The 21,683-nt window shown below is 42.9% G+C and carries 17 protein-coding genes, 1 other RNA gene and 1 other annotated feature; of the genes, 3 read left to right on the forward strand and 15 right to left on the reverse strand.

The features are described from left to right. Window positions 1-77: 77 nt before the first annotated feature. The 6 genes from ACQKL0_RS05885 to ACQKL0_RS05910 all read right to left on the reverse strand — a co-directional run bounded on the left by ACQKL0_RS05885 (window position 78) and on the right by ACQKL0_RS05910 (window position 6,484). Window positions 78-1,226, reverse strand: coding sequence for a M20 family metallopeptidase (locus ACQKL0_RS05885; protein WP_427686622.1), 1,149 nt, complete (start codon window positions 1,224-1,226; stop codon window positions 78-80). A 169-nt stretch (window positions 1,227-1,395) separates the two neighbouring features. After that, window positions 1,396-2,514, reverse strand: a complete 1,119-nt coding sequence (locus tag ACQKL0_RS05890; protein ID WP_427686624.1) for a nuclease-related domain-containing protein — start codon at window positions 2,512-2,514, stop codon at window positions 1,396-1,398. 79 nt (window positions 2,515-2,593) lie between these two features. Continuing rightward, window positions 2,594-2,779, reverse strand: a non-coding RNA gene (ssrS, locus tag ACQKL0_RS05895) — 6S RNA. Between the two features lie 83 nt (window positions 2,780-2,862). Continuing rightward, entirely contained in the window at window positions 2,863-4,635 is a 1,773-nt protein-coding gene (gene aspS, locus ACQKL0_RS05900; protein ID WP_427686625.1) for an aspartate--tRNA ligase, read from the reverse strand. Window positions 4,636-4,647: 12 nt separating this feature from the next. Further along, window positions 4,648-5,919: a histidine--tRNA ligase gene (gene hisS / locus ACQKL0_RS05905; RefSeq protein WP_402869810.1), complete on the reverse strand. Its 1,272-nt coding sequence runs from the start codon at window positions 5,917-5,919 to the stop codon at window positions 4,648-4,650. A gap of 74 nt (window positions 5,920-5,993) precedes the next feature. Further along, window positions 5,994-6,230: a binding site (T-box leader), on the reverse strand. Between the two features lie 80 nt (window positions 6,231-6,310). After that, entirely contained in the window at window positions 6,311-6,484 is a 174-nt protein-coding gene (locus ACQKL0_RS05910) for a hypothetical protein (protein WP_402869812.1), read from the reverse strand. Window positions 6,485-6,612: 128 nt separating this feature from the next. On the opposite strand from ACQKL0_RS05910, the gene ACQKL0_RS05915 reads away from it, so the two are divergent. After that, window positions 6,613-8,376, forward strand: a complete 1,764-nt coding sequence (locus tag ACQKL0_RS05915; protein ID WP_427686627.1) for an SH3 domain-containing protein — start codon at window positions 6,613-6,615, stop codon at window positions 8,374-8,376. A gap of 86 nt (window positions 8,377-8,462) precedes the next feature. Here ACQKL0_RS05915 and dtd read toward each other — a convergent pair whose 3' ends face one another. From dtd to ACQKL0_RS05945, 6 genes are all read right to left on the reverse strand, one after another. Further along, window positions 8,463-8,906: a D-aminoacyl-tRNA deacylase gene (gene dtd / locus ACQKL0_RS05920; protein WP_402869815.1), complete on the reverse strand. Its 444-nt coding sequence runs from the start codon at window positions 8,904-8,906 to the stop codon at window positions 8,463-8,465. A gap of 14 nt (window positions 8,907-8,920) precedes the next feature. Continuing rightward, window positions 8,921-11,119: a RelA/SpoT family protein gene (locus tag ACQKL0_RS05925; RefSeq protein ID WP_402869817.1), complete on the reverse strand. Its 2,199-nt coding sequence runs from the start codon at window positions 11,117-11,119 to the stop codon at window positions 8,921-8,923. Between the two features lie 317 nt (window positions 11,120-11,436). Next, the gene (locus ACQKL0_RS05930; protein ID WP_402869819.1) at window positions 11,437-11,949 is read right to left on the reverse strand and encodes an adenine phosphoribosyltransferase; all 513 of its coding nucleotides are present in this window, start codon (window positions 11,947-11,949) and stop codon (window positions 11,437-11,439) included. Next, a complete protein-coding gene (gene recJ, locus ACQKL0_RS05935) occupies window positions 11,940-14,315 on the reverse strand; it encodes a single-stranded-DNA-specific exonuclease RecJ (RefSeq protein ID WP_427686629.1) in 2,376 nt (791 codons plus the stop codon). The genes ACQKL0_RS05930 and recJ overlap by 10 nt, the downstream gene beginning before the upstream one ends. Before the next feature lie 121 nt (window positions 14,316-14,436). Beyond that, the gene (gene secDF, locus ACQKL0_RS05940; RefSeq protein WP_427686631.1) at window positions 14,437-16,689 is read right to left on the reverse strand and encodes a protein translocase subunit SecDF; all 2,253 of its coding nucleotides are present in this window, start codon (window positions 16,687-16,689) and stop codon (window positions 14,437-14,439) included. Window positions 16,690-16,884: 195 nt separating this feature from the next. Continuing rightward, window positions 16,885-17,190 (reverse strand): post-transcriptional regulator, encoded by a 306-nt coding sequence (locus tag ACQKL0_RS05945; RefSeq protein ID WP_427686633.1) that lies wholly within the window; start codon window positions 17,188-17,190, stop codon window positions 16,885-16,887. A gap of 166 nt (window positions 17,191-17,356) precedes the next feature. Here ACQKL0_RS05945 and spoVB point away from each other — a divergent pair, with 166 nt between their 5' ends. Next, complete coding sequence (gene spoVB, locus ACQKL0_RS05950; RefSeq protein ID WP_427686634.1) at window positions 17,357-18,919, forward strand: stage V sporulation protein B; 1,563 nt, start codon at window positions 17,357-17,359, stop codon at window positions 18,917-18,919. 20 nt (window positions 18,920-18,939) lie between these two features. Here spoVB and ACQKL0_RS05955 read toward each other — a convergent pair whose 3' ends face one another. Next, window positions 18,940-19,599: a DUF421 domain-containing protein gene (locus ACQKL0_RS05955; protein ID WP_427686636.1), complete on the reverse strand. Its 660-nt coding sequence runs from the start codon at window positions 19,597-19,599 to the stop codon at window positions 18,940-18,942. A 190-nt stretch (window positions 19,600-19,789) separates the two neighbouring features. Between ACQKL0_RS05955 and ACQKL0_RS05960 the strand changes: the two genes are divergently transcribed. After that, entirely contained in the window at window positions 19,790-20,161 is a 372-nt protein-coding gene (locus tag ACQKL0_RS05960) for a TIGR04086 family membrane protein (protein ID WP_427686638.1), read from the forward strand. Between the two features lie 42 nt (window positions 20,162-20,203). Here the strand turns inward: ACQKL0_RS05960 and yajC are convergent, their stop codons facing one another. Then, window positions 20,204-20,488 (reverse strand): preprotein translocase subunit YajC, encoded by a 285-nt coding sequence (gene yajC / locus ACQKL0_RS05965; RefSeq protein WP_402869833.1) that lies wholly within the window; start codon window positions 20,486-20,488, stop codon window positions 20,204-20,206. 39 nt (window positions 20,489-20,527) lie between these two features. Next, window positions 20,528-21,667, reverse strand: a complete 1,140-nt coding sequence (gene tgt, locus ACQKL0_RS05970; protein ID WP_402869835.1) for a tRNA guanosine(34) transglycosylase Tgt — start codon at window positions 21,665-21,667, stop codon at window positions 20,528-20,530. Between the last annotated feature and the right edge of the window lie 16 nt (window positions 21,668-21,683).

The raw sequence follows: 21,683 nt of genomic DNA on the forward strand, positions 1-21,683 counted from the left end.
TGTGTTCCCAATTAACAATATATCATAAACATCAGGGATGACAAGCAAATATGACCAGTTTTATCGGAATTGGCAGGCTAGTTCATTCGAGACAATTTTTCGAGCAGGTTGGCTAATAGGAGTGTGCGTTCTAACAGGCTTTCTATCTCTAAATATTCATCTTCGCTATGGGCATGGCCTCCAATCGGTCCGAGTCCATCAATCGTTGCGATCCCTAATTCAGAGGGGAACGACGCATCCGAGCCTCCACCCGTTTCCGTATCGGTGATGGTGATGCCCATTTCCTCACCCGCTTGCCGGATGATTTCCAATAAGACGGTGGTTTTCTCCGTCTTTTCCATGGGCGGCCGGTCCATCTTACCGCTCAGGCTAGTTTTTGTTCCCGCTACAAACGTTTGGGCACAGATATCCTTCATTTGCTTAAAGACGAACTGCGCCTGATTTCTTTTCGAGATTCGCACATCTATTAAAGCTGATGCATGGGGTGCAACAGTATTGACCGCCACCCCGCCTTCTATGATTCCAACATTTACGCCGATGCCTAGTTGATGATCCGTTAACCGATGCAGGGCGAGGATCTTATGAGCCAATTCTTCAATCGCACTTTGCCCTTTTTCCGGTTCAACCCCAGAATGTGCAGATTTCCCTACAACCTCCACCTTGAATTGGCCGCAACCTCTTCTCGCGGTGACAAGTGAACCATCTGCTCTCGCTGGCTCTAACACAAGCGCGAACTTCTTGTCCTTGGCTTTTTCCGAAATGAGCGCGGCAGACGATGGCGACCCTATCTCTTCATCGCTGTTTAGGATGATCTGTATATGTTTATAGCCGGTTTGTCCAGTCAGCTTCATGCAAAAAATCGCATACAGAAGCTCGACCAAGCTTCCCTTCATGTCAATAACACCTGGCCCATATGCACGCGGTCCCACCATTTTGAACGGACGTTTCTTCGCCGTCCCTTCCGAAAAAACGGTATCCATATGCCCAACAATGAGAATATGCGGAGACATTGCTTCACGGTGCTGGATGACTAAATGATCGCCATATTTCTCCTGTTTAATTACCGTCACTAGAAAATTAAGATCCTCAAATTTCTTTTTTAAAATCGCTCCGATTTCATCAATGCCTTTTTTTGTATAAGAACCGCTATCGATATTCACAAGCTGCTCCAATAATTGGAGCATTTCTTTCCTTTTCGCGTGCAATAAGTCCTTCAAAGCCCTCACTACTTTCTATCCTCGCTAAAGATTTATACTCCTACTCATAATTTACGAACGTACATCACGGAATGTTCCATAAATAGTGCGGGTATCAGTCGGTTTGATGTTTTTACCGGTCAATTTTGCACTTTTATCGGTCAATTGAATACATTTATCGGTCAAAACTCACTTTATATCAGTCAACCTCCCATTCAAGAACATATTCTCGCCCTTTATATGACCCGTAATGATCGACATTCATTCCTGACAGGATACGATTGGCAACCGTTCCTGATTCAATTTGCAAAAACGAACGTACATCTTTATTCGTTATCGTAGGACGGACAAGGAGGGCAAAATCATGCAATGCTTGTAAGTGAGCATTCTTTGAGCTATGTGAACATGAAGTGCATATCCATTTTCCCCGCCCGCGTTTCATGGGAAGAGCCATACATTCCGGACATTGGACACCTTTCAATAATTCAGTTTCAGGGATTTGATACACGTGTAGGATATTCTGATTAAGCGGGGTGTTTTTTTGGAGGAAGCTATTAGAAAGTTTGTTGAATTGCCTTTGCGTCAGTAAATGGGAAGGATACTTATTTTCAAGGGTTCGTATTCTAGCGTTGAGGGTTTCTTTACCAGTAATTTGGTTGAAAATCGAAGTGTGCCCAGGCGTAGTTTTGATGATGGCATTCGGGTTTGCATTAGCAATGAGGGTTTCTATCGGAATCTCCGGGAATTTATGAAGCCTCATCCAATCGGTTAAGCGGGATTTCTGGATATTCACCTGTAGAAGCGGGTCAAGGTAGGCTTGTTCCTGCCCGTCTTTCGTACGGATCAATTGAGGATAAAGTCGATCAAAATAAAGTGAACCGGCAAAGTTTTTCACCTCTATAATGATCATTACGTTTTTGGACAAAAGCAATAGATCCAGTTGAAAAAAACGAGTTGCGTCATGCTGTAATCGCAGATCATGAAAAGTGTAAAATTCCCCGGATAGATAGGCCAACTCAGCACCAATAGCCAGTTCTCCCTTATGACCTGTGCGTATTTTCCGATAATCACTCGTTATAAGGTACTGCTTAGGGTGGTGTTCAGGTAGCCTCCTGGTCAATGCTTCTAATTTGAGCATCTTAATTGGCTTCTTGCATGGTTTTTTAATCAATTCATCACTCTCCTTCCATGCTTTTTTCGACATGTCTGCAGATGAATCCTGCAAAAAAGGGTTCTGCACGTCTTTTATCGGTCTTTTTGTGTTTTTATCGGTTAAATCAGCACTTTTATCGGTCAAATGAATACATTTATCGGTCAAAACGCCTCTTTTATCGGTCAATATCCAAAGCGCACAAAAAAACCCATGTTTTCTCAACATGAGTTGCTTTGTTATGAGTAAGAGTCCCAATTGTGCCGTTTATGCCTTTGTTTTGAACCCGCTCTCCGCAGGTGGGTGCTCGGTTCCTTGCATTTGTAAGTCCTCTACGAAGGAGGCATTTACGCGGCCTGGAAACTAGTGCTCCCGGTAACTATAAGTGTTCGGTCAAAACTTATAGGTTAAAGAACGAACACATCAGGACTCTTACTTGTTGAAATCATCATAGCATATCACTTAGCTCTGTTTCAAGAGAAAGCATCTAGGTATAATTTATCATTTTTTACCAATTTACTTACTTTTCTTTGCAGCCAATCTGATGCTTAGTTCTGCTAATTGCTTGTCGCTTACCGGACTTGGAGCATCTACAAGCAAATCGCTGGCGCTAGCTGTTTTCGGGAACGCGATGGTATCGCGAAGGTTTGAACGACCCGCAAGCAACATCACCATACGGTCTAATCCAAGGGCAATTCCGCCATGTGGAGGTGTTCCGTATTCAAAGGCATCCATTAGGAATCCGAATTGTGCTTTTGCTTCTTCTTCAGTGAATCCTAGTACTTTGAACATTTTTTCTTGAACATCACGTTCGAAAATACGTAATGAACCACCGCCAAGCTCGTATCCGTTCAATACAAGGTCATAGGCTTGTGCGCGGACATTGGCTGGATCGGATTCAAGAATATCCAAGTCTTCACGGAATGGCATTGTGAATGGATGGTGGGCTGCGTAGTAGCGGCCTTCGTCTTCATCATATTCAAATAATGGCCAGTCTGTAACCCATAGGAAGTTGAATTTGCTTTCGTCGATCAAGCCTCTTTCTTTACCAAGCTTGTTACGAAGTGCACCAAGTGCATCCGCTACGATTCCTTTTTTATCAGCAACAAATAGGATAAGGTCCCCTACTTCCGCTTCTACTGCAGATACTAATTGTTGTTGATCTTCAGCGAAGAATTTAGCGATTGGTCCTTTTACGCCGTCTTCTTCGACTTTCAACCAAGCAAGGCCTTTCGCGCCGTAAATGGCTGCAAATTCTGCCAATGCATCGATATCTTTACGGGAATAGTCTGCATTTCCGTCCTTAACGACGATTGCTTTTACTTGTCCCCCGTTCGCTATAGCTCCTGTAAATACTTTAAAGTCGCTATCTTTCACGATTTCAGATACGTCTTTCAATTCCATTGCAAAACGTGTATCCGGTTTGTCAGAACCAAAACGGCTCATCGCTTCGTTATACGTCATTTGCGGGAATGGAAGGGTAACGTCCATTCCTTTTACGTCTTTCATGACTTTTGCCATCATGTTTTCAGCCGTTTTAATGATATCTTCCTGGCTCATGAAGCTAGTTTCAATATCAATTTGCGTGAATTCAGGCTGTCTGTCAGCACGTAAATCTTCATCACGGAAACAACGGGCAATTTGGTAGTAGCGTTCGAAGCCAGATACCATCAACAGCTGTTTGAATAGCTGTGGAGATTGTGGCAAGGCGTAAAATTCACCATCATGGACACGGCTTGGTACTAAATAATCACGTGCGCCTTCTGGTGTGCTCTTTGTTAAAATCGGTGTTTCGATATCAAGGAATCCTTCTCCGTCCAAGAAATCACGGATTGCTTTAGTCGTTTGGTTACGCATTTTCAACGTTTCGAACATTGCCGGACGACGTAAGTCCAAGTAACGATATTTCAAACGGATATCTTCTGAGACTTCCGTTCTTTCATCAATGATGAACGGAGGTGTTTTTGCTTCATTCAAGATTGTTACGCTTTCCGCTTGAACTTCAATCGTACCTGTTGTCACGTTCGGGTTGATGTTCGCCTCATCACGTTTGATGACCGTTCCTTGGATATCAAGAACGTATTCATTACGAATTTTTTCAGCGGTTGCCAAGGCTTCTGCCGAGATATCCGGATTGAAAACGACTTGTACGACCCCGCTTCTGTCACGAAGGTCGATAAAGATGACTCCACCTAGGTCACGGCGTTTTTGTACCCATCCTTTTAATGTAACCTTTTCACCAATAGCTGCTTCTGTTACTTCTCCATTGAAGTATGTTCTGCCAAACATGGTATTTCCCCCTTAAGCCTGTAGCTTTTTAAATTGTTCAACGAATGTAGCTAGATCCATTTGGACCTGTTCGCCCGTTTCCATGAACTTTAGACTGATTTTATTGTTTGCCAATTCATCGTCCCCGAGAGTCGCCACGTATTTCGCTTCTAGACGGTCAGCTGATTTAAATTGGGCTTTTACTTTACGGTCCTGGTAGTCTTTTTCGACTTTGAATCCAGCATTACGCAATTGATAGGCAAGTTTAACGTTATAATCCTTAGCCGCTTCACCTAATGAAACAAGATAGCAATCGATGCCTTTTTTAATTGGAAGTTGAACATTTTCGGCTGAAAGTGCAGCAATGAGACGCTCGATGCTAAGTGCAAAACCAATTCCTGGCGTTTCCGGACCGCCAAGCTCTTCGGCAAGACCGTTATAACGTCCTCCACCGCATAGAGTCGTGATGGCTCCAAATCCTTCGGCATCACTCATGATTTCAAAAGCTGTATGATTATAATAATCCAAGCCGCGAACAAGTGTTGGATCTTCGACAAACTCGATATCCAAATTTGTTAAATGCTGCTTCACTTTTTCGAAATAGATACGTGATTCCTCATTTAAATAATCAATGATGGAAGGTGCCGTTTGCATCAATTCATGATCGTGGTCTTTTTTACAATCAAGAATACGTAGTGGGTTTTTTTCCAGGCGTTGCTGGCAATCACCACAGAACTCGCCGATGCGTGGCTCGAAATGCTGGATTAATGCATTGCGGTGCGCTGTCCGGCTTTCTTTATCCCCTAAGCTATTAATGACCAATTTCAGTTTTTTCAATCCAAGTGCCTTGTACAGGCTCATCGCCAATGAAAGAACCTCTGCATCAATGCCGGGATCCTTACTGCCCAAAGCCTCGATCCCAAATTGAACGAACTGACGGAAACGTCCTGCTTGGGGCCGTTCATACCGGAACATAGGTCCGATATAATAAAGTTTGACCGGTTGATTCGCCCAACCAAACATTTTGTTCTCGATGTATGAACGAACGACTGAAGCTGTTCCTTCAGGACGAAGCGTCAGATTCCTTTCGCCGCGATCCTGGAATGAATACATCTCTTTTTGCACGATGTCGGTCGTATCCCCTACACCCCGCAAAAATAATTCCGTATGTTCAAATATCGGCGTACGGATTTCTTTATACTGATAACGTTGACAAATTTCGCGCGCGGTCTTTTCAATATACTGCCAAATCTCCGTTTGTTCAGGCAGTAAATCCTGTGTACCTCTTGGAATCTGAATCGACATAATTATTTCCTCCTTTAAAGCAAACGCCATTTTATCCCAAACAAAAAACTCCCGCCCCTTGTAACATAATCGTTACAAGGGACGAGAGTTGAATATCCCGTGGTGCCACCCTAGTTGAAACACAATAAATACGTGCCTCCGCTTAAAAGCAGTTAACGCCTGCTTACGTCCATCTCCTACTAGTGAAATCGTTCAGAGTGAAACCTACGGAGGGTTCTTTCATTAAGTCATCATGTGGAATGCTTTCAGCCTCGGCATTTCCTCTCTTGTTCATGTGTTTCTTAATTACTCTTCTCCATCATTGGTTGTTACAGTAATAGTTCTGATATTGTATAATCATACGGACGTTGCCTTCAAATGTCAAGATTCCTTGAGAAATTTGTCGAAACTTTCACTGATTGAGATTCTTTTTCAAGTTTTTGATCGTCCGGACGTTCACTTCGAATTCGGATGCTAATTCAACAAGATTTGCAGTTTGTTCCTTTTGGATGAAATCATGAAAATCGACGCCTAATACTTGATTGCCTCCATTTAATGTCGTTTGGGCCTTCTCGCTGAATTTCATTTGTACCCCTCCATCGTTTAGATATGATTTAGTCTTTCCAAAAATAAATCTTTTTTGCATAATAAAGAGGGAAATTTTTTATTGAACGAGAATAGATACAGATAGACAGAAAAGGGAGAGAGACAGCCATGAAAAGGAAAACAGGATTCATTGCCCTTGCCCTGTTGCTGATGATGACGGCTTTTTTACCGGTACAACACGTACTTGGAGAAAGTGAAGGAGAAATTATCGTGACGTCAAAGGTGGTCAATGTCCGTGAAGGTGCGGGCCTTAGTTACCCTATCGTCAAAAGGCTTACAAAGGGCGACAAATATGAAATCGTAAGTGAAAAAGATGATTGGTACGAAATACGGATTGGTACCGGTAGGACAGGCTGGGTGGCCAATTGGCTTGTGGAAAGAAATACGGAGTCGGGTCAAGTCAGGATGAAAACTGGTCAAGGTACCATTACCGGCGATTCCGTCCGTGTCCGTTTTGGTCCAGGCACCACATTCCAAACGGTAAGTACATTATCAAAAGGTACACCAGTGGACATAATGGAAAAGAATGAAAATTGGGTCCAAATTAAAAAAGGTGACATCGAGGGATGGGTCGCAGCTGACTATATTCAGCTTCCTTCTTCTTCAGCAGAGAACAAGGTGAATCAAGATGTTAAGGAAGAATCGGGAAAGAACCTGAAAACCGGTTTCGTCATGGTCGACAACCTTAATGTCCGTTCAGAACCATCCAAAAACAGTGCCTCATTAGGTAAGCTGAATAAGAGTGCTTCGGTCACCGTTTATCAAATCAATAATGAATGGGCTGAAATTAACTTTCAAGGCAAAAAAGGATGGGTCGCTGAATCATACATAGAAATTGGCAAGGATAAAGACGTTACCAAGGAAATCACGGCAGGCACGGCCATAGCAAGAATAACCGCCACAGGTTTAAATGTGCGGAAAAAAGATTCTTTGAATAGCGAAGTCATCGGTTCGGTCAATAAGGATGAGACTTATCCAGTTCTCCAACAAAAAGGACAAATGACACAGCTTCAACTTTCCGACGCAAAAAAAGGATGGGTCGTCAGCTGGTTCCTAGAAATTGAGAATGAGGAACAAACGTCCAAGGAAACGAACCATCCTATCAAAGGTACTAACATCACAACCATACATGACGGCACCATCCTTAGAAGTAAACCGAATACGGGCTCCGACATCGTTGGACAAGTTAATGCGGGTGAAACCTTCCACGTCCTTGGCATGGAGGGAGATTGGTACTCCATTAAGCTTAAGAATGGGGAAACCGCATATGTAGCAGGCTGGATTGTTAAAGTGGAGGGCAACGCCGATCAAGTTAAACGACCAGGTGTTGAAAAATATTTAGAAGATAAAGTCATCATCATTGATCCAGGCCATGGAGGCCGCGATAGCGGGACAATCGGAGTTGGTGGTACTCTTGAAAAGAACTTGACCATCCAGACGGCTGAGTTGCTTCGGGACAAGCTTCAGGCCGCTGGTGCAAAAGTCATCCTAACAAGAAGCTCCAATACGTATGTGGCTCTTCCATCACGTGTCAACATCTCTCATATTCATAATGCCGATGCATTCATCAGCCTCCATTATGATAGCACCATCGATCAGATCACAAGTGGGATAACCACGTATTATTATCACGGCTATCAGCAGGCCTTGGCCTCTTCCATAGCCCATTCACTCGGTTCCACCATGCAGGTGCCTAATCGCGGGTACCGGTTTGGGGATTATCATGTAATCCGTGAAAACAAACGAGTCGCTGCACTGATTGAATTAGGTTACTTAAGTAACCCTGTCGACGAATTGACGATTACAACGAACGAATACCAAGAAACTGTCACCTCTGCCATCTATAATGGTTTGGCAAGGTATTTTAAATGATGAAAAGCCGAGACTCCAATATGTGGGGCCTCGGCTTTTCCCTTTTCTTGAATACAAAAAAGTAAATCCCTGCACAATGCAGGGATTTACTTTTTACTTTCTAATAGCAACGTTACTGGACCATCATTGGTGAGCTGAACATCCATCATGGCACCGAATTCACCTGTTTCGGTATGGACGCCACGTTTGCGTAATTCTTCATTGAATAGATCATATAAAGCTTTCGCCTCATCAGGACGGGCGGCGTCCATGAAGTTCGGGCGACGGCCTTTTCGGCAATCGCCGTATAAGGTGAATTGTGAAACGGAAAGGATCGAACCACCAACATCCAGTAATGAATGATTCATCTTTTCATTTTCATCTTCAAATATTCTAAGATTGACAATTTTCTCAGCCAATTGGACGGCGTCAGCCACGGTATCCCCATGGGTGACTCCGACTAAAAGCACGAGCCCTTTATCAATTTGACCAATTGTTTTGTCTGCCACAACGACCTTGGCAGCTTTGGAACGTTGTAAAACAACACGCATAGTGATAAAACTCCTTAGTTCATAATCCTTCTTACGGAATAGACATCTGGTATTTGTTTTATACGGACGACGACCTTTTGTAAATGGGCAATGTTATGAATGTAAATGGACATATTGATGGTGGCCACTTTATTACGGTCTGACTTACCTGAAACGGCTGAAATATTTGTCTTAGTTTCATTGACCGCTTGCAGGACTTCATTCAATAAGCCTCGTCGATCATATCCGCTGATTTCAATCTCAACAATGTATTCCTTGCGATCGTTTATGCTGCTTTCCCACTCAACAGGGACCAGACGGTGATCCGATTCGCCACTTTCCAAGTTTGGACAGTCTCGTCTATGAACGGAGACTCCACGTCCTTTGGTAATATAGCCGACAATTTCATCGCCTGGGACCGGATTGCAACATCTTGATAAACGTATGAGCAGATTATCAATGCCTGGTACACGAACCCCAGAGTCACGTTTTTTCGATGAGCTAGGGAAGGTTTTGAGATCTGAAACCGCTTCTGTGATGTCCGCTTCCTGCTCGACCATTTTCTGCTTACGCCATTTTTCAGTAAGGCGATTGGCTACTTGAAGGGCTGTAATCCCGTTGTAGCCGACTGCTGCATACATGTCCTCTTCATTAAGGAAATTGAATTTATCCGACACGCGCTTAATGTTTTCGGGAGTCAGGATTTCCTTCAGGTCAAATTCCATTTCCTTGATTTCTTTTTCAACCAGCTCTTTGCCTTTTTCAATGTTTTCTTCGCGGCGCTGCTTTTTGAAGAATTGGCGGATTTTATTTTTCGCCTGGGACGTTTGGGTAAGCTTTAGCCAGTCCTGACTAGGTCCATATGAATGCTTCGAAGTCAGGATTTCAATGATGTCACCTGTTTTCAGCTTATAATCCAGCGGTACCATTTTCCCGTTCACTTTGGCACCTATCGTTTTATTACCGATTTCGGAATGGATACGGTAAGCAAAGTCAATTGGATTAGATCCTGAAGGAAGCTCAATTACATCGCCTTTAGGTGTGAAAATGAACACCATATCGGAGAAAAGATCGATTTTCAGGGACTCCATGAATTCTTCGGCATTGGTAGCGTCATCTTGGAATTCTAGGATTTCCCGGAACCATGTCAATTTTTCCTCTAGGGACGGCTGTTCACCGACATCCTTGCCTTCTTTGTAAGCCCAGTGAGCGGCTACCCCGAACTCGGCAATGCGATGCATTTCCGATGTACGGATCTGCACTTCAAGCGGATCGCCTTTTGGTCCGATTACCGTCGTATGCAACGATTGATACATATTCGGCTTTGGCATTGCAATATAATCCTTGAATCGGCCAGGCATCGGTTTCCAACATGTATGGATGATCCCCAGGACTGCATAGCAATCCTTGATACTGTTAACCACGATTCGTACCGCTAATAAATCATAAATTTCACTGAATTGCTTGTTTTGGAGAGCCATTTTCCGATAGATGCTGTAAATATGTTTCGGTCTGCCGGAAAGGTCGGCATTTATATGGACTTCCGTAACATTCTTACGCACTTCTTCAATAACTTCTTCTAAATACTCTTCGCGCTCCGCACGCTTTTTCTTCATGAGATTGACGATGCGGTAATACTGTTGCGGATTCAAATACCTTAGTGCGGTATCTTCCAGCTCCCATTTAATCGTGCTAATTCCTAGACGGTGTGCAAGCGGTGCAAAGATTTCCAGGGTCTCATTCGAAATCCTTCTCTGCTTTTCCTGTGGAAGATGCTTCAACGTCCGCATGTTGTGCAATCTATCGGCTAGCTTGATTAAAATGACCCGAATATCTTGAGCCATTGCAACAAACATTTTCCGATGATTTTCCGCTTGTTGTTCTTGCTGTGATTTATATTTGATCTTCCCTAATTTGGTTACGCCATCGACGAGCATGGCTACTTCAGGACTGAAATTTTCTTCGATATCCTTTAGCGTGATCTCCGTGTCTTCAACAACATCATGTAAAAAACCTGCGGCAATAGTTGCAGGATCCATTTCTAGGTCCACCAGTATACCAGCGACTTGAATCGGATGAATAATATACGGCTCCCCCGATTTACGGAATTGTTCTCGGTGAGCATGCTCTGCATATTTAAACGCTCTATGAATAAATTCAGCTTCTTCCGGCTGAAGATATAAGCTGGCCCGTTCTACAACCTGCTCGGCAGTCAATATTTGATCATTAGCCATTTAATCACCTTAACCCCACTTTAACTGCCACCGGATACTTTTCCGTCCGGATTGAGTATGATTGGTAACACTTTCCTTCTTTCAACAAAAACCTACATTATTTGCTAAAAAAATAAATCCGCCTAAACGGATACATGTGCAAATTGATTTAGTAGAAGAAAAACTCTTTATTATTACTATTATCGAAAAAAAATGCAAGGATGTAAAGGGTTAAACGTGTATTTTCTTTAGAATGCTTCTTTTTTTCATTGGAAATTCGACAAAATCACTGAAAATGATAAAAAAAAGAAGGCACTCTGGTCAGAGCGCCCTTGTTTTTAGAATGTCATTAATGTTAAAACATCATAACCTTCTAATTTATCTTTTCCATCTAGGTCTGTTAATTCAATCAGGAATGCAATTCCCGCTACAATTCCACCAAGTTCTTCTACTAATTTAATCGTCGCTTCGATTGTACCGCCAGTAGCAAGTAAATCGTCGGTGATTAGAATGCGTTGGCCCGGTTTAATAGCATCTTTATGGATTGTCAATACATCCGTTCCATATTCTAAACCATATTCGACTTTGATTGTTTCCCGTGGAAGCTTACCTTCTTTTCGTACTGGTGCAAATCCCACTTCCAAAGAGTATGCGACTGGGCAGCCGATAATGAATCCGCGCGCTTCAGGTCCAACAACTAAATCAATCTTCTTATCGCGGGCGTACTCCACGATTTGATCTGTTGCGTATTTATAAGCGGCACCATTATCCATTAATGTTGTAATATCTTTGAAGATAACACCCGGTTTCGGCCAGTCTTGCACAATCGTTACAAATTGCTTTAAATCCATTGCTTTGTTTCCTCCTCAAGGTCTATTGCCTCATGAATCAATATATGATTGAACCAATCGAATAATTGCTGATAGGAAGAATAAACTAGCTCTTGCTCGAGCTCAAATTGTTCTTTCTTTCTTATAAACGAAACAGATTCACTGAAATCGCGTTTTTTCGGGTTGGTCGTGAGCATAATTAATCCATTGTCTATTGTAACAAAATCAAGCTCAAAAAACACCTTAGAAATAAAATCCACTGTATCTCTTGACCAGCCGCGGTATTTGGCAAGGTCATCGCCATACCTTTTTATATCGAGCGGGCCCTTTTTGGAAAGAAATGCATAAAACCATTTGAAGTGGTCACGCGTCGGTAGCGTACTCAAAAAATGATCCTGCACATGAGAAAAATGAGCATAGATTCGTGCTGGTTTTTTATTTTCAACCACCTGTTTCAACAGGTTTCTCAGCGGTGGCATGTCCATGAATACGACATGGCCTTCATGACATTCCAGTTCCAAGGCATCCTTTTCGTCCTCTATATGGACAAGGTCAGGATGTTGTTGTAGAAATGGATAGGCTTTAAGAGTTTCCTCAGAGAAGATAACGATCTTCCGGTTATGTGCCGGAATGTCCGCCAGCCATTTATCAGCTTGTCCCTTGCCTCGATAGTCGAAAAGTTGCCAATGATTGACTTCTATATCTTGCACAAAGATTTGCGGCTTTTTGATGTTATTCCATTCATTGATGGAAAGTTCACCGATAACGGAAACCTTTGCGTGTGGGGCAATCTCTTCCATATAATGTCCAAGGCCGAACCCTACCCCATCCAGTTTATGATTCTCGCTATCCTCAAGCTGAACCTTCAAGTGGTTGTGGTTCGTCCCAATTTTGCGGACGCTCGCAAGCTGAACGGAATCTATTAAAATCTTCGGCTTAGGGTTCGTCACACCGAAGGGAGCAAGCAAACTCATTTCCTGGATCGTTTGAATGGAGGCTTCAGCCAATGTCGTCGCCCCATCCAGATTGGTAATCGGTGTGAAGTCCTCTTCGTTAAGTTGTTCGTTCGCAATCTTATTCATACGGTCCCGAAGCTCTTGAACGTCTTCGATTTTCAATGTCATCCCTGCAGCCATAGGATGGCCACCGAAATGAGGCAATAGTTCCCGACAGGTTGAAAGGCTTGCGAAAAGGTCGAAGCCGGAAATGCTCCGGGCCGATCCCTTGGCAAGTCCTTTTTCCTGGTCAAAACTTAATACGATGGTTGGTCGGTAAAAACGTTCAACGAGCTTAGAGGCTACAATCCCGACAACCCCCGCATTCCACCCTTCCCTTCCAATGATAAGGACACCATTGGTCTCAGGCGGATAGTTTTCCTCCACTTCCCGAATGGCTTCTTCAGCCATCGATGCAACCATCGTTTGCCGCTCTTTGTTAATATCGTTGATTTCCACAGCAAGCTCGGTCGCTTCTTCCAAATTATCCGACATCAGTAAATCGACGGCCGGATCGGCATCTCCAAGGCGGCCAACGGCATTGATTCGAGGCGCCATCCCAAATCCGATTGATTCTTCACTCAATGCCTCCTGCTGGATATTCGCCACTTTCATCAAGGCTACGAGCCCTGGTCGTTTGGTCAACCGCAGCTGTTCGATTCCTTTCGCAGCAATCAGACGGTTCTCCCCTTGTAAAGGGACCAAATCGGCAATGGTACCGATTGCCGCGATTTCCAGCAGATCCTCGGGCATTTCGCCAAGTAAAGCATGGGCCAGTTTGAACGCAACCCCCACTCCTGCAAGGTCTTTAAAAGGATAGGCGCTATCTTCAAGCTTTGGATGGATGATGGCCAGTGCTTCAGGCAGGATAGGACCTGGTTCATGGTGGTCGGTCAAAATATAATCCATGCCCAGCTCAGCTGCCAGCTTCGCTTCTTCCACAGCAGAGATTCCCGTATCAACAGTTATTAACACCTTCACTCCTTGATCTGCAGCAAGGCGGAAAGCCATTGGATTCGGTCCATAACCTTCCGTAAACCTGTTGGGGATGTAAAAGTCGACATCAGCACCTAATTTAGTCAATGTCGTCATCATGACCGTCGTGGACGTAACACCATCCGCATCATAATCTCCGAAAATCCTGATTTTCTCTTTATTTTTTATCGCTTCTCTTATTCTATATACCGCTTTATCCATATCTTTCATTAAAAACGGATCATGGAAAGTTTGATTTTTTACAAATAGAAATGAACGGGCACTTTCAATGGTGTCTAAGCCCCTATTCACTAGTAATGTCGCAACCAAAGGTGTGATATGAAGCTCTTCGGCTAGTATAGCTACTTTATTTTCATCGACGGATTTTACGTTCCATCGAGTTTTTGGCTTTAACATGCATTCACCCCTTAACCTACTTATTATACAAAATCACAAGTTTGGTTTCAATTTTATATTATAGACTTTCTTGTTCAGAAAAAAAAGAAGGCCGGCAATTATGCCAGCCCCCTCTCAGTTATTAAACTTGACCTTCCATACTCTGTTTCTTTTCTTTTGCTGTATTCAATGGTCCTTTTTTCTTCAATTCTTTGATTTTTAAATCGAGCCAGAATTGAGAAGCAATCAATAGGGACGAGTAAACGCCACATAATAAACCGATAAATAAAGCAATCGAGAAGTTTCGAATAGCTTCACTTCCGAATATCGCTAACGCCACAACTGTCACAAGAACGGTCAAGACCGTATTGATCGATCTCGTCAACGTTTGTCTTATACTGATATTGGCAATATTCTCAAGCTCTTCGACCGTTTTGACCTTACGGCTAAATCGTAAGTTCTCACGGATACGGTCAAAAGTAACGATTGTATCATTGATGGAATAACCCACAATCGTCAAGACTGCTGCGATGAATGTGATATCCACTTCAAGGCGAAGCAAGCTGAATATCGTGATGATGAAGAATGCATCATGTATTAGGGCTACAACAGCCGGTAAAGCCATCCGCCATTCAAAGCGTACGGATACATAAAGGATGATGCCAAGTGATGCGATCAATAAAGCAATCATCGCATTTTTAGCAAGTTCTTTTCCGACTGTAGGAGAAACGGTGCTGACATTAGGTTCGGCACCATAATCCTTATTGAAGTGGTCCTTCAATTCAGCGATTTCCTGTTTATCAAGGACACCGACCGTACGAACGACAGCATTTTTATCATCTGTACCGGCAAGCCTGATATCCTTCGCTTCAATATCGAACTTGTCCATCTCCGTCTTAATCTGTTCAGTCGTAAGTGCCTCTTTCGAAGCGATTTCAATACGGGTACCACTGGTAAAGTCAATGCCCAGATTCAATCTGAATACGAACAAGAAAATGATCCCGATGAGCGTAACACCGATTGAAATGCTATAAAAGACTTTCCGATGTTTTACGAAGTCGATTTTATCAAAGCGAGTTGGCAATGACATTAAATCGATTTTCTCGGATAGATTGTGAATGTATTTTTTCTTCACGCCAAACCAAGATTTCCGTTTGTCCAGGAACCCACTTTTCACCCATAAGCTCATGAAAAGACGCGTACCATATACGGCGGTGACAAAACTCATTAAGATGGAAATGATCAACGTTGTGGCAAATCCTTTAACCGAGCTTGTCCCATAGAAGAATAGTACGGCTGCGGCCAACAATGTCGTCAAGTTAGCATCCATGATTGTGCCAAGTGAATTTTTCGTACCTTCTGTGTATGCTGCCTTCACAGATCGTCCAAGTTTCAACTCATCCCTGATTCGCTCATAGGTGATGATATTGGCATCGACTGCCATCCCAACACCGAGTACAAGAGCCGCTATACCAGGTAACGTTAGAACCGCATTCATCCAATCAAAGACTAATAGCGTTAAGAAAATGTAAATGCTCAATGTGACGATCGCAATGAAGCCTGGGAAGCGATAATACACAAGCATGAAGATAAAAATAAGTGCAATTCCGATGATGCCGGCAAAAATAGTATCATTCAAAGCCCCTTCACCAAATTGGGCCCCAACGGAAGTGGAGTACACTTCTTTTAAGTCAACGGGCAGGGCACCTGCGTTCAATAACCCGGCAAGCTCTTTTGCCTCTTCTACTGTAAATTGACCCGTTATGAATACTTTATTTGTACTGAAGACTTCACTGACTGCTGGTGCAGAAATCATATTGTCCTGTGAATCTACTTTTTTAATGGAATCTTTTCCTTCTTCAAAATCCAACCAGATAGCCAGTACATTCGTTGGGCTCTCCATGGCGGAAATCTTTTCAGTGATCTCTTTAAACTTGTTTGCATCTTTCAATGTGACTTCAACGACAGGTTTATTATCTTGGAACGTTTGCTTTGCGCCGCCTTCTTTCAGGTCAGCCCCTGTCATCATTTCCTTATCATTGTAATCACGGAAGGATAGTTTAGCCTGAGTCGAAAGAATTTCCCTGGCATTATTTTGATCTTGGATACCCGCTAGCTGAACACGGATCCGATCATTTCCTTCAATTTGAATAATAGGTTCGTTGACCCCCAATACATTGACACGCCGATCAAGTGCGCTCGCTGTACTGCTCAAAACATCCTGGGTGATTTTTTCCCCAGCAAGCGGTTTTACTTCATATAACACTTCAAAACCGCCTTGAAGATCAAGACCAAGCTTGATGTTCCCAAGGATTCCTTTTGAAGTCGTTCCCATCGCTGCGGCAATCAAAAGAACAATTAGAAAAAACGCAACGATTCTGCTTCTTTTTACCATTATGTAGTAGGCCCCTTTCTTTATTACGCCTGTTCTTGGAGTATAAATAACTGTTTATTTTTTCATGAATGATCTTGTTTGCTCTTTAGTTTGAGAAAAAAGGCACAGTTCTTTATGCTTTTTTCCAAAAAAAAGCATAACCATATCTATTATGATTCATTTACAAACGGCTGTCAATTTAAGTATATATCTCTTTTATTCTTTCAAAAGCTCTTTTAACTCTTCTTCAGAAAGGGGGGCGAATAGATTCGGTGATTTATAAGCTTGGACCATTTGAAATGACATGAACTGATTGCTTGAAAACGTAACGATGTCAGCGACTAATTCGTGAAGATGGACGCTTTCCTGTGGTCGTTTCCATTTCATGTCTGTCAATGTACCCCATAGGTCCTCCTCGGTAACAGCTTCTAAACCAATCATTTCGAACTCCTCGCATTTGCTTTTCAGGAATGGTCGTAGCTTTAAATAATACCGTTGATACGGGTGATTTTTTTTCTTCATCACATTGCCTCCATTAAAATGATTCTCAATTGGATGCGTACATTTCTTAGAAGAGACTCAATCATTTGAGAGAACACAAACACTTTTGTCATGCTTTGTCCAAGTACAAGCATATAGATAATTGTATAGTATAACCGCTTTTTTGAGAAGGCAGGGAGGGAGTTCAATGTCTAAATTTTTGAAAGGGACGCTGATTTTATTAATAGCAAGCCTGATTACAAAGGTTCTTGGATTCATCAACCGCATCGTCATCGCCCGTTTCATCGGCGAAGAAGGCGTTGGTTTATATATGATGGCACTGCCGACATTATTTCTTGTTATCAATATGACTCAATTGGGTCTGCCGATTGCCATATCCAAATATGTAGCCGAAGCGAACGCCAGGGGCGATGAACGGAAAATCAAGAAAATTCTCGTTGTTTCTTTGGCATGCACATTTGGTTTATCGATGATTTTCACCCCGGCCATGCTCCTGTTGGCACCCGTTCTTTCTGAACACTTGTTCACGGACGGACGAACGGTTTGGCCACTTATGGCGATTGCCCCTATCGTTCCGATCATCGCCATTTCATCTGTCCTGCGCGGATATTTCCAAGGTAAGCAAAATATGAAACCATTTGCGTTCTCACAAGTGATTGAGCAGGTGGCCCGGATTACCTTCATCGCGGTGCTGACAAAAGCCTTTTTACCGTATGGAATTGAATATGCCGCAGCCGGTGCCATGTTTGCCTCAATAATTGGTGAACTCGTTTCTCTTGCATACCTTTTAACAAGCTTTAAATTCAAGAAGCATTTCAGATTCAGAAAGGGTTTCTTTCAAAATGTTAAATCAGGAAAAGGGACGTTTACCGAACTAATGGGAATTGCCCTTCCTTCGACAGGCAGTCGCATGATCGGTTCCATTTCCTGGTTCCTGGAACCAATCGTCGTTGCTCAGAGCTTAGCCCTGGCAGGCGTGACGGCTACAGCGGCCACAAGTCAATACGGGGAGCTAACAGGATATGCCTTGCCCCTTCTCATGCTTCCCTCCTTTGTCACGGCTTCACTGGCTACAGCCCTCGTTCCTGCTGTTAGTGAAGCACGGACGACAGGAAATTATCTGCTAGTGGAACATAGGCTTCAGCAAGCACTGAAAATTACCTTCATTACCGGCTGTCTAGCCGTCGTCACTCTCTTCATCTTCGCTGAACCAATCTTACAGGTGATGTATGGTTCTTCTCATGCAGCCGTATTCATTAAGTTCCTGGCACCTTTTTTTATCCTTTTCTATTTTCAATATCCACTTCAGTCCATGCTTCAGGCACTTGACCTTGCAAAAGCTGCCATGTTTAACAGTCTGGCAGGAAACATCCTCAAGATCGGCGTAATCTGGATGCTGGCTTCAAAGGAGAATTTCGGCATCATGGGGGCTGCAATCGGAATAGCGGTAGGGACCATGCTCGTTACGTTCCTCCACTTTTCCACCGTTATAAAAGTCGTTCCATTCACGCTCCATTTCCGGAGCTACATCCTTTCTTTGATCATTGCTTTGATTTCTGGCTTTGGGGGTTATTATGTCTACGAATTCCCTCTCGCCTCTCTGCCATTGGGATCGCGCTTATTGCTCTCCGTTTCAGTATTGTTGGTGCTTTTCATCTTTTTCATGTTAGGGACGGGCAGCATAAAGAAGGTGGATTTGATTCGTATTCCTTTCATCGGTGGTTTCTTAGCAAAGTTTGCTTGGAAATAGAAATAACCAAGTTCCCTTGGTTATTTCCTCACTTCTTTTTTATCAATATAGATCTGACCATTGATGAAACCGCAAATCGAGACTTCTTCAAGCTTCAGGTATCCATGCCTTTTCAACTGATGCAGAAGCCAGTATTTGTCTTTTCCTATGTATGCTAGGTTGTTTTCCTGTATCTTTCCGTCGATGATAAGCGGGTATGGTGTTTCGATACTTTTTGACTTCTTCCCTTGGCTATTTTTAATGACAGAGAGCTTGCCCGAAGATTCAAGTATCGCAAATTGCACTTCATTCAAGTCACTGATTCCCTGTTCGCGGAGCTGCGTCAACAAATCATTAAAATTATACCGTTGCCTTCTCATTACTTTCTCATCTATTTTCCCTTGGTTGATGATGATTTGCGGCTGGCCATCCATGAGATAGCGGAACCTTACACTCTTCAATGAAAAGAATGCCAATATGATTTGAACAACTGCAAGGACCAACATCGGGAAAATCGTTCCAAAAAATGGTTCATCATTTCCTTCTAAGGCTAATACAGCAATGTCTCCTATCATGATGGAAACCACCAAATCCAGGATGCTAAGTTCCCCGACCTCTCGTTTTCCCATCAACCTAAAAAGGAGCAAAATGAATAGATAAACAAACAAGGTTCTTAACCCACTGCTTAAATAATTTTCCATAGCAAAGCACTTCCTTCACCATTATCATGGCTGGGATGAAGAATAATTACTCTTTTTATTTTAAAAATTCCCAGAAGGTTCTCAAACCTGGTCTAAAGCGGATAAAAGTGGAATATGCTTGTACAAACACATCAACAGGCTAGTCGATTCAGCCTTTTAAAAAGGGGGAATAAACATCGAAACAAAAAAAATGAGCGTCGCCGTACTTTATGGCGTCGGCTCCATCTTTGCCATAGCTGTGATTGCAAGTTTTCTATTTTCAATTCTTCTTCGTTTCACTTCATTGACGGAATCATCCCTGACATACGTAATCATGATCGTGTCCTTTATATCATTATTCATTGGCGGGTTCATTTCAGGGGGCAAAGGTCAGAAACAGGGGTTATTCCTAGGTGGCAGTACAGGATTAATGTATCTCCTTGTCGTGTTCCTTTTTCAATACTTGGGACATGATGCACTGTTCACCTTGAAACAATGGATTTATTACGGATGCTTTGTCATTACCGCTATGATGGGTGGAGTACTTGGAGTGAATATGAGCTCAGAATCACGGACGAATTAATAGAAACAAAAAACCGGGCACAGGGCCCGGTTTTCGTCTGTCTTATACTTGTGCTTCTCTTGCTGGTGCGCTTTCCGTAATTTCACGGATTGCAGCACGGTCAAACGTTAGTTTTGAACCATCTGTAGATTTAATGACGATTTTTAACTCATCGATAGCATCGATTGTTCCGTGCATTCCACCGATCGTTGCAACCTTGTCGCCTTTTTTCAAGCTCTCTTGCATGTTTCTTGTATTCTTGGCGCGTTTTTGCTGCGGACGGATAAGTAGGAAATAGAACAATACGAACATTAAGATTAACGGAAGTAATTGTGTTAAACCACCCATTTATATTCACTCCTTTCATTTTTTAAAGTATTTATGGAATTAGAAGTTTTTTGCATTTGGCTTATTGAAACCATATTGTTCAAAAAACTCTTCCCTAAAGTCTCCAAGGCGATCTTCTCGGATAGCTTGTCTGACCTGTTCCATCAAGTTTAACAGAAAATGAAGATTGTGATAAGTCGTTAGACGAATACCATACGTTTCTTCGCATTTAATTAAGTGGCGAATGTATGCCCGGCTATAATTTTTACAAACATGGCAATCGCAATTTTCATCGATTGGACCAAAATCACGCGCGTACTTCGCATTTTTTACGACTAATCGGCCAGTACTTGTCATCAATGTACCATTACGAGCGATTCGTGTTGGCAATACACAGTCAAACATATCAACCCCGCGGATTGCACCGTCAATCAATGAATCAGGTGATCCAACCCCCATAAGGTAACGAGGTTTATTCGTCGGAAGGAGCGGACTCGTGAACTCAAGCACACGGTTCATGATATCCTTTGGTTCACCCACCGATAATCCCCCAATAGCATAACCCGGGAAATCTAGGGAAACAAGGTCTTTCGCACTTTGTTTACGGAGATGTTCAAACTCCCCACCCTGAACGATACCGAATAATCCTTGATCATTTGGACGTTCATGAGCATTCAAGCAGCGTTCTGCCCAGCGTGATGTCCGTTCGACAGACTTCTTCATGTATTCCTCGGTAGCCGGGAATGGAGGACACTCATCGAATGCCATCATGATATCTGAGCCTAGTGCATTTTGGATTTCCATTGCCTTTTCAGGAGATAAAAATAGCTTATCACCATTGATATGGTTTCTGAAATGGACGCCCTCTTCCTCAATTTGACGGAATTTGCTTAGGGAGAATACCTGGAAACCGCCGGAATCCGTTAATATTGCGCGATCCCAGTTCATGAATTTATGCAGTCCTCCAGCTTCCTTGATGATCTCATGTCCTGGACGTAGCCATAAATGGTACGTATTGCTGAGGATGATGCCTGCCCCCATTTGTTTCAATTCTTCAGGTGACATCGTTTTGACGGTAGCCATCGTCCCTACCGGCATAAATGCTGGAGTTTCGAAAGTACCATGTGGCGTATGAACGCGACCAAGCCGTGCCCCCGTCTGTTTACATGTTTTGATTAACTCATATCGTATTGCAGTCAACGCAATAACTCCCTTC

The organism is Peribacillus sp. NPDC097264 (assembly GCF_050277925.1).
Taxonomy (GTDB): Bacteria; Bacillota; Bacilli; order Bacillales; family DSM-1321; genus Peribacillus.